Source organism: bacterium (assembly GCA_036382775.1).
Taxonomy (GTDB): Bacteria; Hydrothermota; Tepidihabitantia; order SM23-42; family JAOAFX01; genus DASVHD01.
The window spans coordinates 15,825-31,333 of the sequence record DASVHD010000037.1 but is presented as its reverse complement, the minus strand read 5'-3'; the positions used below and the strand labels follow the sequence as shown (position 1 = coordinate 31,333).

Below are 15,509 nucleotides of genomic sequence, written 5' to 3'. Positions count from 1 at the left end.
CAAATGATGATAATTCTCTTGATCGCCGGTGGAGTAATATTAGCCTTTATTGTCCTGGCTGTCCTTGATCATTTCAATATAACCCATATTTTTATGAAAGGCAGAGCTTCAGGAACAGCGGGCAACGCGATGAGGGCCGTGCAGGACGCCCTTGAGCCAAGCGCCAGCAAGGCGCATGAGTATATTATCGAACAGCAGGAGGAAAAGGACAAATCACAGGATAAGGCCGGATCAAAGAAGTGAATTTAAAAAGTAACAGCGTATCCTATATGAAGTTCACAAGCTTATCGTAGCACCGGCGAAAACATAACTGATTCAGGTAAAACTGTACACCGCTTCGACGTCTGACCCGCCTTCAAACACCGATCCGATACAAGTCGTCTTTTAAACCAGTCGGTTATTCGTTTTTACCGGGCAGCAGTTTTTTCGCGACCAGATTTTCAAATACCCGATTATATTCAACCATATCTCCACAATTCCTGCAGGATTCAGCAAAGCCAGTAATTGCCGATTCCAGCCGGTTTAAAAAGGCGTGCCGGCTATCCTCTGACCAGTTGTCATACATGCTTTTGAAGGGTATGCCGCGGCAGAGCCGGAAAGCGCGCCGGTACTCGCTCGTGGCAAATTTCCACTCGCCAGCCTGCGCATATGCCGCCGCGCGTGATAAGAGTTCATAAAAAAGTTCCAGATCGGTAGTGAAAAAAACATCCCACCGCAGGTATCCGCCTTTCATTTTAACAAGATGCGCGGGGATGCCAAGGGCCCTTCGAAGCCGGGAGAGCAGATGAGAAAGGTTCCTTGCCGGCTCTTTGCGGCCGGGCCAAAAATTTCTATACAGGCTTTCAAGCTCCTTTGACCGCGCTTTATTGCCTGCCAGATAAATGAGAAAAGCAGCATCTTTCGGCCGGAGATTCGATCCGGGCAGGGGTTTGCCTCGCCGGGCAATGTGCAGCCTGCCGAGGTAGCGAATATTATAGACAGGAATGTCAAACTGAAATACCGGCATGTGCAGGAACTGCTGGGGAAGACCGGTGTTTTTGCCTTTTTCCAGCAAGCGCCTGACCGGTTGAGGAAAAAATGGGACAAGACGCATGAACAAGCCAAGGAGCTTTTGAGTACGGGCGTATTTCAAGGCGACGCGGTAATTCCCGAGACTGCAGTTCCATATGGATTTCTGCAACAGGTAGATCAAACGCAAGCTTGGGACATTAAGAAGTTTTTTAGAAATCCTTGCGCGGCCGATAATCATCCGGCGCTGGTAATACTCCAGCTTAAGATCATATTTTTTCAGCAGCGGTAACACTTCCCTTAAAATTCGGGATGCCTCTTTTTTATCATCTGCCGCCTGGTGACAACACGCCTGGATCAGCGTGGCCGGATGGAGCAGCCTCCTGACGCCCTCTTTTTCTGCCCGGCCAAGGGTCTCGCTTGCTTCATCGATCGCCCTTCCGAAGTTCCCCTGGTCCAGATAAGCGCATGCTTTTATCATGCTCGTGCGGGAATGAAATCCCCAGTCCTCAAGCTTGCCGTTTTTTAATGACTCCAATGCCATTTGGTACTCACCGGATGTCGTATAGAATCCTGCCAGGTTAACATGGAGCTGTTGCTGGTAACTGGGAGCAGCTCCCAGGAGAGCCTTGCGCGTCCACTTGATGCTTTCGCGAAAATAACCGATCAGTGAATACAGGCCGCCCAGACCACCCATGAAAAAGTGCGGATCCTTAGCTCCGCGGATGATCTGTTTCATTTTTCCCGCACAGAGCATGGCTTTTTCTGTATGGAGCAGGCTTGCCTGCGCCTGCCCTTCAAGCATGATCATAATGAATCGCAGGCGCGCGTCCCACAGCCCCTTTGTCCGTTTTCGCATAAGCTTTAATAGTCCCAATACGTGCAGTGTCGCTCCCGCCCACATATGCGCATAGCACTCGGCAACGCATACCCAGAGCGATGAGTAATACAGTTTTTTTTTCTCCAGCTGACCGCGCAGCCTTTCTGCTTTCCTTATGTAAGTCTTTAAAGGGATCCTGGCGAATTCTATCTGGAGGCGGTCGACCCTTCTGCGTAAACTGAGCAGATGTTCGGGGATCTTAAGGATGATTTCGTTCTGGGGGAATACCGGCAGACCATTGATGATGTCGGCTGCCTTCCGGTATTTCCCTGCATCTACGAGCCGGTCTATCTCCCCGGTCAACACCGGCGGCATGACGCTGTTCAAGTATTGCGCGTACGACCGGGAGAGTTGTTCCTTGGCAAAACCGCCCAGGCCATAACGCTGCCATGTCTTCCATATGCTTTTTTGGGAGACAAAGATACTTTGTCCGCGAAGCAAATCCCGGGCTTTGCGAATAGTGATCGCAGGCCTTAATTCTTTGAGCGCAACTATCCTGGCATCAGTGGAAGCCGTGAGTTTCTTTGGATATTGCCCTTGACCAGCCAATCCATTCCAGCCGTGCTGTTCATATGCTCTATGCCAGCGGTGTATCGTATTTCTGTGGACCTTGAACAATGTGGCGGTCTGTTCAAGAGTTTTGCCGGTTAAATAGCATTCAAGCGCCTGTTTTTTTATGAACTCAGAAAAAGCCATTTTTCACCATTTATGGAAATATTATACAATTTTCTATCAAAATGTCAAGAAGCCGTCGAATAAACGCAGAATAGTGTGTATTTCCAATGGGTGGAAGCCCTTCGATCACGTCTCGCGCACACAAACTTTATTATATTGTAATGGAACAGGAGGTTTTTATGAAACCAACATATTTTAAGGTTGTCCTCGGCTTGGTATTTATAGCATTATGGGCTGCCGCGGCTTTTGGGCAGGGGGTACTGACCCATGACACTCTTTACGTCGGGAACGTGATCGGTGTTGCGGGACAGCATGTCATGGTGCCGATATACATCAGAACGACCGATTACTATCAGGGCTGGACCCTGCCGATGAAATTCGGGAACGGGTTATCGCCGTTGGTCTGCGATTCGGTAAGCTACGCCGGCACGACAATGGAGAACTGGGCGTGGAAAAGCAAGTTTGTTAATAACGGGCAGTGGGATGGCGTCCAGACGTGCGGCGCGACCGGTTTGTATGTATGGGCGGGAGATTCCATGCTTCCCGGATACTATCTTGCGCTCAAACTCTATTTTACTATTGCGGACAATGCCATACCGCAAACGATCGCCATCGATACAACGACGTGCTCGTTCGCGCAGGGCGGTCAGCAGAATAATTTCATTGTGGTCGTCCACACCCAGAGCTGGCGCACCATTGTTGTGCCTGGATCCATCACGGTCGGTATAATCGGCACGGAGGAGGTCAATAATAATTCCCGCATTACCAACATCGAGATCTTGCCGAGCATCGTAAAACGCGGGAATGCCGCGCGGATCAGATCGGCGGGAAAAAACATACCGTCAAGTCTCCTCCGAATATACGATGCCGATGGCAGAATGGTCGATCGCGTACGGTGCGGAGAATTGCGGCAGAGTGGAGATGACCTCTATTACTCAACGGACAGGCTGCCGAGCGGCGTTCATTTTATTGAAATTACCGACGGCGCGCGGACAACCCGGGCAAAACTGATCGTCGAATAAGTCGAATAATATGATAGATCATGGTCATGTAGCTTTAATATCGATCCGATAACGTCCATATGTAACGGCTGTTATTCGATATCAGGCTGGTATGTGAAGACCTGACTTGACATGCCGGCATCGCAGCATATAATAACATGCATACTGAATTAATAATAAATTAGATGCAAAATGACAATTAATAGGAAAATACCGGGTATATTGTTCATCGCATTGGTCCCCCTGTACGCTCAGTATTTGATCACGACGCCGGATTCGCTGTTCAATAACGGCGCCGATTATTTCATCGCAGTACACCCTGATTTCACGAACGCTATCACGCCGCTATGCCGGTTACGGGACAGCCTTGGTTTGCAGGTAAAAATGGCGCAGACCGACCTGATATATTCGACATTTCCCGATACCAGCCCGGCGATGTCGATCCGTCTCTGCATGGAACGGATCTACAATTACTGGAATCCCCGGCCTACCTACATACTACTGGTCGGCGACGCCCAGCGCGGCGGCGGCGCCAATGATTATGTGCCGGTAAAGACCTTTCCAAAATTCAACTATCCTTACACCGGCGGCATTACCCAGCATGGCGCCGACAACTGGTATGTAACGCTGGAAGGCAACGATTCCGTGCCGGATATGATCATCGGCCGTCTGGCGGTCAACTCCGCGGTGATGGCGCAGAACGTCGTGAATAAAATAATAAATTACGAGACCGGGGATTCAGCCGGACCATGGCAAAGGACTGTTATCCTGAATTCGTCAACCGACCGGCAAATATATGCAGACCAGTACATTGTAAACTTTTTCCAGCCGGCAGGCGACTCGATCGTAAAAATATACGAATCCGAGGGAAACACACCCAGCCTGCGCGCTCGTCATATCCAGGCGATCAATAACGGCGCAGCCATCATCATGCCTGCTTGCCATGGCGCCCAGCCGCCGGCATGGATCGGTGTAACTTACACCCTGTTCATGGGTATTGATATCGCGAGCTTGAGCAACCAGGTGTATCCCGTTTCGTTCGGCCGGGGCTGAACCGAGGGATATTTTGACAACTCCAGTTCGGAGTGTCTCGCCGAACAGCTGGTGGAATACGCAACCGGGGGCGCGATCGCTACCACGGCGCCAAATCCCTGCGGCACCCCGACCGGCCACCATTATCTATACGGGGAGATGCTTAAGAAGATATACGTTGAAAATGAACGCGTCCTGGGCCGGATCGTGTATGACGCGAAATGCCGCATCATCAGCACGTATTTCCCGGTCGATTCGCTGTACGGGCCGGCAGTCTTAAACAACCTGATCGGTGACCCGGCGCTGCGGCTGAGATATGCCGGCATTGTGGATATCAATGAAGGCCGCGGTGCAATACCGGTCTCCCGGGATATCCGTGTTCTACCCGGTATCTGCCAGGAACTGAAGGTTCCGGGATCTGCCGATGTTATAATCTGGAATGCGTCAGGCCGTTGTGTTTTCAAGGAACATAACGTTTCTGCCGGCAGGATAATCGATTTGCCGGCCGGCGTCTATTTTGTAAACTTGAATTTCCAGCGCGATCATGAAGTTCCCGACCAGCGCTATGGATCGTTAGAAAAAATCATCATCACCGGCTGTCAGTGAACCGCGGGCGGTCTGCTTGCCGACCAGCCGGCCGGGTTTTGTGATGTCACTTGACAATCCACAATGCCGGTAGTATAATATAGTTAATAAAAAATAACGGTAAACATGAATGCAAGGAGGCAGGAATGATAAAAGCGGGTGTCATAAAATATGTAATGCTGGGAGTCGTGATCACCGGCATGTTATGGGCGGGTGAGATCGTTCAGACCGTGAGTTTCTCGCCGGGAGATCTGTATTTCACCGCCGCTGACAACTACGATGTCGTTGACCTGAAAGGGTACCCCAGCGGTACCAAGCTTGGCGAGCCCAGGCTGCCAAGGGTCGTTCAAGCACTGGTAATTCCGGCCGGTGCTAATCCGGTATCAGTGGAATTGATCTCGGAAGAGGCAGCAGATATTCCGGGCACTTACAATATTCTCCCTACGCAACACGATGTGCCCTTGCCAATGCCGGGTAAAGTTTTTACCCCCAAGGTATCGAAACCGAATTCACTTATCTATGGATCAGAAAATAGTTATCCCGAAATAAATATCAGGCTGACCGGTGCCGGCACGTTGAACGGCTACCGTATCGCGCACGTGGAAATATACCCGTTGACGTACCAGCCTAAGAAACAGAAGTTGACACTGGTCACGAAACTGACATATCGTTTGACCTACAAAGAGCACCAGGTGGATGCCTGGATCCCGACCTTACTGCAGCAGCAGGTATCCGGACAGGAAGTCCGTTCGATCGTCGCCAACCCCGGGGCCGTTGATAAGTTCGCGCCCGAGGTCAGGCTTGGCATGGGATCGAGGGCATTGCCGCCGGGGAATTATCAGTACGTTGTGATCAGCGCGCCGCCCGTGGACACGGTTTTGCAGCGCCTGGCCAATTGGAAGACCAAGAAAGGCATTCCGGCCACCGTCGTCCTGGTATCCTATATCAACAGCAACTATACCGGCTATGACCTGGCAGAGAAAGTCAGGAATTTTATCATCGATGCCTATGCGACATGGGGATCAATGTATTTCCTGCTGGGCGGTTCAGGCGACTACAATTCGACCGGTCAGAACCTGGTACCGACGCGCAAGGGATGGTATACATCTGCCGGCGGTCCGGATGGCGATTACCTCCCCGCGGATCTGTACTATTCGGACCTGAATGGCAACTGGGACGCGGACGGTGATCATACCTACGGCGAGCTCAGCGACAATGTCAATATGTATCATGATGTCTATGTAGGCCGGGCATCGGTCTACACGGTTGCTCTGGCCCAGAATTTTGTCTATAAAGTGTTCAAATATGAAAAAAATCCGCCGACTGGATACCTGCGTAAAATGCTTTTACCCACGGCGATCCTTTGGTCCAGTTACGAAGAGCGTCCCATGCAGGACTCCATCGCCCGGATGACGCCAGCTGCGACCTGGACTGATGGTAAACTCTATGAGAGGAACGGCACCTTATCGCCTCAGCTCATGGTCGATTCAATGAATGTTGGTTTTGGCATGGGCGCCTGGGAAGGCCATGGGGATGAGAACGGGATCTACATGGGCAGTACGCCGTATTTGAGTTCCTCCGCTGCGGATGGATTGATCAATGGCGATAAAGTGGGCATTAATATCAGCATTGCCTGTATGACCGGCGGCTGGGACCTTGTTTCTTCGGGCCTTGATTGTTTTGCCGAACACCTGGTGAACCGGCAAGGCGGCGGTCTCGTAGCCTCGATGATGAATGCAAGATATGGATGGGGCGCGTATACCACGCAGTATGTCCCGGGTCCTTCCGAACGCCTGGACACTACGTTCTATGCGAAAATATTCAATGCCGGCATGTATAACATCGGACCGATATTGGCCGTGGACAAGGACGCCTGGGTTCCCTATGCTGATTCTGGTAATCAGTATGATATGACCCGCTGGTGTATCTATGAGCTGAACCTGTTCGGCGATCCTGAAATGCCGCTCTGGACCGATATCCCCGCGACCATGCAGGTCACATATAATGCCATGGTTCCGATGGGAACGAACAGCTTTACGGTAACGGTCAAGGAAAGCGACGGGACGACACCGGTCACGAGCGCGCTGGTATGCCTGGACGGCAAGAGCGACGCGGGATTATACGGGACCGGCAATACGAACGGCTCAGGCGTAGCGAATATCACGATCACGGCGATGGTCCCGCTCGACACGATGTGGGTCACGGTCACGAAAAAGAACCACTATCCGTACGAAGGCTATGCCATCGTCATCGACGCCGGCATGCCCGCAATGCCGACGGTGGTCAAACCGATGGATTTCGCGCGGCTGTCCGCGCTGAACCCAGTGCTGACATTCTATTCCACTGATCCGCAGGGCGAGCAGATCCGGTACTGCGTAAAATGGGATACCGACCCGACTTTCGCCAGTCCGGAAAGCTCGCTCACAGCCAACTACGCAAGCGGCGCCGTTGTAAATTTCTCATTCCCTTCCGATTTGACCAACGGCACGACCTACTGGTGGAAAGTGAAATGCTCCGACCCCAGCGGTTCCGGATATTGGACAAGTTATACGACCGCACGGTCGTTCACGGTCGACACCAGTCTGCCGGCCAACACCTGTTCATGGTTTCAGACAACGGCCGCGCAGTTCAGTTACAATACCTATAACGCGACGATGATCCAGGGGGACAGCGTGATCCTGGTGCCGTCGGGCGCAGTCGTTGTGGATACCATACAGGAGCAGTTCTTTGATGTAGCCGGCATCCCGTCGGGCTGGAGCGTGGTCAACGGCAACGGTGATTCATACATGTGGACAGTGGGCACGACCAGCGATCTTGGATCATATACGCCGCCGAGTTATGGAACGTACTACGCGTACTATTCGGATGACGACGCGGGCAGCGGCGTGATCAATAACAACGAGGAATTGCTCTCGCCCAAGTGGTATGTGGGAGGCATCACGGATGACCTGGAGGTTGAGTATGGCTATGGATTCCAGATATACCAGGTCGGCGAGAAGTACCGCTTGAAATTCCGCAAGAAGACCGGAAGCGGCGCCTGGACGGCGTGGACCGATCTTGTCGTTTATTCCAGCAGCGGAGCCGGCACCCAAACGGTCAGCCTGACATCGCAGCTGCCGTGCGATTCGATGCAGTTCGACTGGTTCTTCTCGGACAGCACCGCGTCGTCGCACTGGGGGTATGCGAACGCGGCGGACAACGTCGTCCTCAAGCGGACTTACACGCTTTCCAACGATTATGGCACGATGACAGGTATGGGCATCGATTACAAGGAACTGTCAAAGACCTTCAACCGGAACAAGTGGGGATGGATGGTGTTCCACAAGGCAACGGCCGGCGATTCGATCGGTCTGCAGGTCGAATACTATACGGGCAGCGCATGGCAATTAGTGCCGAACGGTACATTGCCGGGCAATTCGACCGGGTTTTTCAAGAACGCAGCGTATGATTCGGTCAATTTGTCCGGGTTGGACACGAACACCTATCGGAATATCCGTTTGAAGGGCACGTTCTACCGCAAGTCGTCAAAGGCTCCGACGAATCCTGCGCTTCTCGATTGGGAAGTCGGCAACCTCAACGGACTGGTAGGCGTGGCTGAGCAGAACGGCAGCATGCTGGTGACAAGCCTCGCGCTGTCGCCGAATCCGTTCTTTGGAAAGACAGTAATTAAGTATGTGGTAAGTAGTAAGGAGCAAAATGGGAATCCATCCCTCCGGATCTTTGACGCTTCCGGCAGGTTGGTAAAATCCTTTGAGCTACCTACTACCTACTCCGTACTACCTACTGATGTCATCTGGGACGGTTCAGATGACATTGGTCGTCGAGTTCCCGCTGGCGTGTATTTTGTCCGGTTTGAGGTAAACGGCGAGAAGAAGACGGAGAAAGCCATCCTTCTCAGGTAATACTCTTACCGCGATCACGAAGCATCATTCTCCATGGCGTTCCTCTCCCCCTTCGATAAGAAGGGGGAGAGGCTTTTTTAAACCCACAACTAACGATATAATATGGATATGTCAAGCGATGCAGTGATCCAGCGCACGCTGGGCAAGATCGGAGTAACGGTTGTCTTCGCGCTATTCCTGCTTCTCCTTACCACGGGCGCGATCTTTAAACCGCTGGTCACGGCCATTCTGGCCAGGGGACCGCATTACACCTCGTATTTTGAATTTATGTTTGTCGGTCTGGCACCGCTGATCCTGGTAATATTTTTCAGGGAGAACCTGAGCATGTACGGCGTTGGCAAAAAGGGGATCATCAGGAGTTTGACTCTTGGATTATCGCTCGCCCTGATTTACCGCCTTATCAGTCCCCTGCTCAGCCATACCGGCGTGGTCCTGGTTTATCGCAGTTTTGATCTCGCTTTTCCATTGAATCTGTATTATGCGTTGCTCGGTATTTTCGCCTATGGCCCGCTTGAGGCGTTTTTTGTCGTCTATCTTATGGTCAATGTGGATATTTTAGTATCGGTCATGACCGGTAAGCGATCGCCGAACACGTTCTTGGCCGGCGCGATCTTGGTCCCGGTATTTTTCGGTCTTTTCCATATCGTCACGACCGGAAATGTATCGAACGCCGTGCAGGTCGCGCTTTTTTCATGCGGCTATGGTTTGATCTATCGATACACCGGCAATTCCATCGGCCCGATGAGCGCCTGGACCCTTGCCAACGGCTGGGTCCAGTTTTTACTGGTTGGTTGTTTTACGTGAAGGTTATCGCGTTTTTATCGGATATCAGCGCAAGATTTGTACTTTACTCGTAATAATACGGTTATCCGTCTTAAGCACCACAAAATAAGCACCGCTGCTCAGTACCTGCCGTTCAAAGGAATTCAGATCCAGTGTAAACCGCAATTCGCCCGCATCCGCATGGCGGTTCAGGAGCGAGGCGACCTTCCTGCCGTCAGGAGCGTAGAGATCAAGACGCACGAACGCGGGGCTTTCGATATTGACCTTGATCAACGCCCGGTTTGTGATCAAATTGGGCGTGACGGAGAATCGGTCCTGTGCGGCCGACCGGCCTGAGAGTTCTTCAACATTGACGCCTGAAATATTGCGGCGCAGAAAGACCGACCCGTAATAATCGCAGGTAAGCATGTCGAGGTCACCGTCACCATCCCAGTCCGTAAAATTAAGGCGCGGCGGATTGCCGTTGAGGTAAGCGGAGGAATCGGGGTTGACCAGATAGATGTAATTCGTGAAGACCGGATTGGCGTTCGTGCCGACGTTCGCGTAGAAACGGACGTCGCTGTACCAGCCGCCCAGGATCATGTCTTTTTTGCCATCAAGATCCAGGTCCAGCAAAACGGGTATGGTGCGGTAATAGGTGGTCGGGCTGCCGTTGAACAGGACCGGTGTTGAATCCGTAAAGACCGGTGCCGCATTGGTCCCGACGTTAAGGTAGACAAAGACATTGCATGGCGAACCGATGCCCTCCTGTCCAATGAGCAGGTCTTTCTTACCGTCGGCATTGTAATCACAGACGCACGGCCAGGAATTATTCGCAGTCGTTATGTTGACGCCGTCGGTCTGGATATATCCAACAAAAGTGAGAGTGCCGGCAGCAAGCCGCCGAAAATACCGGAAGTAACCTAAACGCTCTCCGGTGATAAGGTCTTTATAGCCGTCCTGGTTCCAGTCGCAAACTGCGACCGTAGCGCCCTGGCATCAGCCGCAGCTCAGCGATATATCGACCCCATCAGCCTGCAGATAGCTGAAACTACCGAATGCCGGATTGTAGTTGGTCCCGGTATTAGCATAGAAGCGGATCTTCCCGGCATCGAACTGGCCCAGCAGTAGGTCCTGCTTGCCATCACTGTCCCAGTCGATCATGAACGGCGATGCGTTCCCGCCATAGCCGACATTGATCGGCGAACCGCCGGCCTGGATAGCAATGGGAGCATCGAATAGCGGCGTTACCGCGTGCAGGGCTGCTAAAGCAGCCATGAGAATAAACAAACAGAATCGTATCATTGAACCTCCTTTTGATTTTATATATTTTTTTTCATTACTTTATATGTTACCCTTAGTCACCGTAACAAAATTTATGTCAATATTATAGATAAAAATCAAAAATTGTCAATACCGTATTGACCTGAGTTCTCTCCACTATTACCATCGGCAGTTTCGAATTTTTTTCAATAATTTGTTGGTATTTTGCATGTTTTGTAGTGGCAGACCCTGGTCTGCGTGTCTCCAGAATAGTCGAGTCCCCTTCGAGTATTTTCAATAAACTCGACCACTGCCTTTTGACAACCTCAATAGGCATTATTTGTTAGTTGACGATCTGCATACTGATTATATGGCGTTTGATGGTGTTGTCGAAAAATGATACAAAAAAATGGAGAGGACCCAGCGTGGTATTCCGGGTACCCCAGGACGGGGAAAATAATCTATTTCAAGGATTAAAACAGATCGCGGAGCGTTAGTTCCAGTTCCCGGGTTTCACTGCCCCTGAGTATTACGAATTGGTAATGCAGGCCAGCCTTTTCCTTGAATAATTTTCTCAAGTCAAGGATCGTTCCATACTCGGCAACACCCTTCCCGGTTATCTTGGTAATAATATCGCCCTTCTGGAACCCGGCGTCAGCCGCCGGAGTGCCGGGCGTGATATAGGCGACCATGATCTGGTCGTCCGGATCGTACTGAATATGCAGCCCGCTTTTATCCTCGGGGAAAGTTTTTCCAAGATCTTCGCCCGGTTCAAGGATAAGCCTTTGCTGAGCGTAATCAAGATACAGCGCGAAATTCCTCAGCAGGATATTGCCGACATTACCGATGACCGTGGAGTGGCTGAACGCGCCGACGCCTTCTTCCTGCGGGATCCCGATCAGCGGGTTGAGGAAAGTATAACCTCCGATCTCGACGGTTGAAAACTTCGAAACGCGGATCGTCTGGCTGCCGCCGGCGCCGATCGCGACGAGGTCAATTCCGGTCCGGTTAAGGAGACCATGGTCGCGGGCAAAAGGGTACTGGAAATCGATGCTGGCCGAGCCGATATCGAGCCTCCATTGTCCGGTGTAAATGCTGTCCACGGTCATGGGCAGGCTGAACATCCTGTCCTGCAGAGGCGAGTCGATGACCTTACCGGAACCTGCGTAATCAAATACTCCGGGATCGTACAATGAAATTTTTTCGCGGGCGTAGTCGATCCTGGTCACAAAACGGGAAAGGAAGTCGTAACCAAGGATGCCGGCGATCTCCAGACCGAGGATCGGCTTGAAAATATCCCGGATGTTCATGGAGAGCACTTTTTGCGCGTTAAACTCGATGCCGTTCATCGCGTACGCCGGCAGGGTTACGTAATAAAGATCGACCGTTCCGGACGCGCCCTGTCCCTTGATCGGCCCCTCAAAAGAAAACCCCAGTCCCGCCGCGTAACCGGAATCGACGACCGTTACCGCCGCGCCGCAATCCAGCACCCACAACTGTTCTTTGTTGTTGATCGTGATCGGCAGGTAAACGTGATTCTCGATGAGCTGGAAAGGTATATCCGGGGCGCTGCTGCCGCTGGTAAAGCGGTAATCTTTCACGTCCTGCGCCGGCGGATCAAAAGAGATGCCTTCGAGCGGTTTGTTGTTATCGTAAGTCGAATATTCCATGATCTGCTTCTCGCCGGCCGGGGCGGTCTCGGTCACCTCTTTGAATGGCAAAATCAGCCCTTCTCCTTCAATGGTCCGGAAGTCGAAAAAAAATGTGGTTTCTTGAGAATTCGGTCTCTTGACGACCATTTTTATCAGGTAAAACGTAGCCGTACTGTAATAGTTGATCTGGGTCGTGCCGCTTACGGTATTTGCTATCGTGACCGCGTAGCAATCCTCGTCCATGACCTTGCTGACGCCGTCAAAGGTGAGTTTGAAATGCTGCGACTGAGGATCCCGGTACTCAAGGAGACTCATCAGCCTTTTTAGTTCGCGGTCCTCCAGCGTGCTTTTGTCGCGGTGGATCTGGATCTTGCCGTTTGGATCGACCGACCACCGGATCTCGCCATTGTCACCGGCGTAAGTTCTGATCACGCCCAGGTCCACCTCCTGCCGCCACATCCGGGGCAGGCGCTCCCACTGTTTTACGGTTCCCTTGAGGTCGGTGCCCGCGATCACAAGTTTGGCTTCTTTATAAACCGTCTTTATCCCCTGGATCTTTTTCAGCCCGCCGGTCGCTTCAAAATGCTTTTCCAGGATCTGATAGGGATCGTTCATGTCCGCGCCTTGATCAGGAGATCCTCCCGTGACCGCAAATAGCAGCGCCCAGCATAAGATCATTGGGTCCATGAATCCGCTGCCGAAAGGTTTTTCAAGACTTTTTTGCCAACCAGAAATTTGTACGCGGCGAGCGCGGCTTTCGCGCCTTCGGCCGCGGCGATAACGATCTGCTTTTCCACCACGTCGGTGGCGTCACCGGCACCAAAAAATCCCGCCCGCGCGGTCGAATTATCGCGGTTAACAGGGATCTCACGGTTGGCGTTCAAGGGCACGAGATCCTGCACCGGTGCCGTGTTCGGGCTCAGCCCGATCTCCAGGAAAACGCCGTTCACCTCGATATCCTCAGGTTTTGCACCACCGGCGGTCGAGATCCTCATGCCTTTAAGTTTCTCATCGCCGAGGAACTCCTTCACCTCGGTTTCATAATGGATGATTACTTTTTTCAATGCTTTTATTTCGTCTACCAGGGTTGGGTCTGCCTTGAATGAATCGCGGCGGTGCACGAGGTGAACCTCGCTGGCGTACATCATAAGATCCCGCGCCGCAGTGAGCGCGGAATTGCCCCCGCCGATCACCGCGACCTTTTTCCCCTTGTACAGGGGCGCGTCGCAGGTCGCGCAGAAAGCAATGCCGTGACCGACAAATTGGTTTTCACCCGGAATCCCGAGTTTCTGGTATTCCTTGCCCGCGCAGTATATGACCGTGTGGCCGGTGAAACTCTGTTCGTCCGCCGTGTTGACCGTGAATATGCCGTCTATTTCCGATACCTTTGATGCCGGTGAACCGATCTTTTCGGCAATGGGGAACTGCTCGGCGTGGAACTGGAATTGCTCGGCCAGCTCTTTGCCGCTGATGCCGGGCAGACCCAGATAATTCTCGATCACCGCGGTATTGATGATCTGCCCGCCCAGTTCGTCGGCCACAAGAAGAACATCGAGTTCTTTTCTTGCCGCATAGACCGCCGCGGACAAGGCGGCCGGACCGCCGCCGACAATGATCATATCATAAGTGTGTTTGGGATCGGCGGGGCGGACGTGGCGGTGTCCCTGGGCTTCCTGGATCGAAGCCCTTACTTTTTTATATTCGTCTGGTTTCAGATTTTTGAGGATCTCAAGATAGACCGATTCGACCGGTATCGCGCCGGTGAACGAGAATTTTTCGTTAATGATCGTTTTGGGCACTCCCGAGACATCGTAGCGCTGCGCCACTTCGGGGAATTCACCGGAGTCCACCGCGTCGGCGCTTATCTGGTCGCTGACCATTGCCAGTTGGAAAGCGGCGTGGACCGCGCGCGGGCAATAAGGACAGGTCAAGGTGACCATGACCTCGAGGTGCACGGGCTGGTCAATGGTCCTGATTATGGATTCGATCTCCGGCGACAGGCCCGAAGTATCGGTACTTACCATGATGATGGTTTCCACGAGCGACGAGAACTCATAGCCGGCGGTCACGCCGTAGAGCCTGATGCCGTGATCCTTGGTGCTGATGATCACGGTGGCGGGCGTTCTCGCGATGCCGTACTTGGCAGCGGTGATGCTGTCCTTGGCCATGTCGTAGACCGTGAGCGTGATCTTGCTTGACAGCGCGGTTATTTCCGAGAGTACCTGCTGCTGTTCCTGGCAATGGGGGCAGTCTTTTTCCTTGGTAAAGAAAATAATATTGACCGGCCTTGGCAGCTGCTCCAGCAGGGCGGTCAGGTCTTGCTTGGTCTGGGCATCGAGCAGTTCGGCCATGTCCCTGTAGTATAGCCATCAGGGGTTCATTGTCAATCCGCTTCCCTCTGTCATTCCCGTGCAAACGGGAATCCAGATTTTCTGCCTGCCTTAAATGATGACAGCAGACCAGATCATCAGGATATCCCACAGGGACACCAGTAACAACTTTTTTTCAAGGTTGTCAGCAGATCAATTAAAGGATTTACACCTGATAATCTGATGTGTGTACCTTGGGGTCAGATCTTTACATTATACATTTCGTTGATATGACTATTTCACTATTTCGCAATTGTGGAATCGTAGCCGGCGGTTGGATCACGGTTGTTCTCAGACTAAAAACCAACCAAACCGGACTGTCCTGAAAGCAGGTTTGTGAAACACAAATATTAGAATCAGGCTGAGATTGCTTCTGCCTA

The 15,509-nt window shown here is 52.1% G+C and carries 9 protein-coding genes and 2 pseudogenes; 5 read left to right on the top strand and 6 right to left on the bottom strand.

Annotated elements, in window-relative coordinates; translation table 11 throughout:
- Positions 1 to 3 precede the first annotated feature (3 nt).
- A complete protein-coding gene (locus VF399_09665) occupies positions 4 to 243 on the top strand; it encodes a hypothetical protein (GenBank protein HEX7320604.1) in 240 nt (79 codons plus the stop codon).
- A 154-nt stretch (positions 244 to 397) separates the two neighbouring features.
- Here the strand turns inward: VF399_09665 and VF399_09660 are convergent, their stop codons facing one another.
- The gene (locus tag VF399_09660) at positions 398 to 2,584 is read right to left on the bottom strand and encodes a helix-turn-helix domain-containing protein (GenBank protein HEX7320603.1); all 2,187 of its coding nucleotides are present in this window, start codon (positions 2,582 to 2,584) and stop codon (positions 398 to 400) included.
- 158 nt (positions 2,585 to 2,742) lie between these two features.
- Here VF399_09660 and VF399_09655 point away from each other — a divergent pair, with 158 nt between their 5' ends.
- From VF399_09655 to VF399_09640, 4 genes and pseudogenes are all read left to right on the top strand, one after another.
- The gene (locus VF399_09655; protein ID HEX7320602.1) at positions 2,743 to 3,585 is read left to right on the top strand and encodes a T9SS type A sorting domain-containing protein; all 843 of its coding nucleotides are present in this window, start codon (positions 2,743 to 2,745) and stop codon (positions 3,583 to 3,585) included.
- Between the two features lie 171 nt (positions 3,586 to 3,756).
- Positions 3,757 to 5,202: pseudogene (locus VF399_09650) on the top strand (C25 family cysteine peptidase).
- A 125-nt stretch (positions 5,203 to 5,327) separates the two neighbouring features.
- Complete coding sequence (locus tag VF399_09645) at positions 5,328 to 9,083, top strand: C25 family cysteine peptidase (GenBank protein ID HEX7320601.1); 3,756 nt, start codon at positions 5,328 to 5,330, stop codon at positions 9,081 to 9,083.
- A 102-nt stretch (positions 9,084 to 9,185) separates the two neighbouring features.
- The gene (locus tag VF399_09640; GenBank protein HEX7320600.1) at positions 9,186 to 9,887 is read left to right on the top strand and encodes a CPBP family glutamic-type intramembrane protease; all 702 of its coding nucleotides are present in this window, start codon (positions 9,186 to 9,188) and stop codon (positions 9,885 to 9,887) included.
- A 24-nt stretch (positions 9,888 to 9,911) separates the two neighbouring features.
- Here the strand turns inward: VF399_09640 and VF399_09635 are convergent, their stop codons facing one another.
- From VF399_09635 to VF399_09615, 5 genes and pseudogenes are all read right to left on the bottom strand, one after another.
- Positions 9,912 to 10,274: a T9SS type A sorting domain-containing protein gene (locus VF399_09635; protein ID HEX7320599.1), complete on the bottom strand. Its 363-nt coding sequence runs from the start codon at positions 10,272 to 10,274 to the stop codon at positions 9,912 to 9,914.
- A gap of 180 nt (positions 10,275 to 10,454) precedes the next feature.
- Positions 10,455 to 10,805 (bottom strand): annotated as a pseudogene (locus tag VF399_09630) (VCBS repeat-containing protein).
- A 39-nt stretch (positions 10,806 to 10,844) separates the two neighbouring features.
- The gene (locus tag VF399_09625; protein ID HEX7320598.1) at positions 10,845 to 11,150 is read right to left on the bottom strand and encodes a hypothetical protein; all 306 of its coding nucleotides are present in this window, start codon (positions 11,148 to 11,150) and stop codon (positions 10,845 to 10,847) included.
- 431 nt (positions 11,151 to 11,581) lie between these two features.
- The gene (locus VF399_09620) at positions 11,582 to 13,447 is read right to left on the bottom strand and encodes an aspartyl protease family protein (GenBank protein HEX7320597.1); all 1,866 of its coding nucleotides are present in this window, start codon (positions 13,445 to 13,447) and stop codon (positions 11,582 to 11,584) included.
- Positions 13,435 to 15,111 carry an FAD-dependent oxidoreductase gene (locus tag VF399_09615; protein ID HEX7320596.1) on the bottom strand — a complete coding sequence of 559 codons (1,677 nt, stop codon included), beginning with the start codon at positions 15,109 to 15,111 and terminating at the stop codon, positions 13,435 to 13,437. Before VF399_09615 ends, VF399_09620 begins: the two co-directional genes overlap by 13 nt.
- Positions 15,112 to 15,509: the final 398 nt, after the last annotated feature.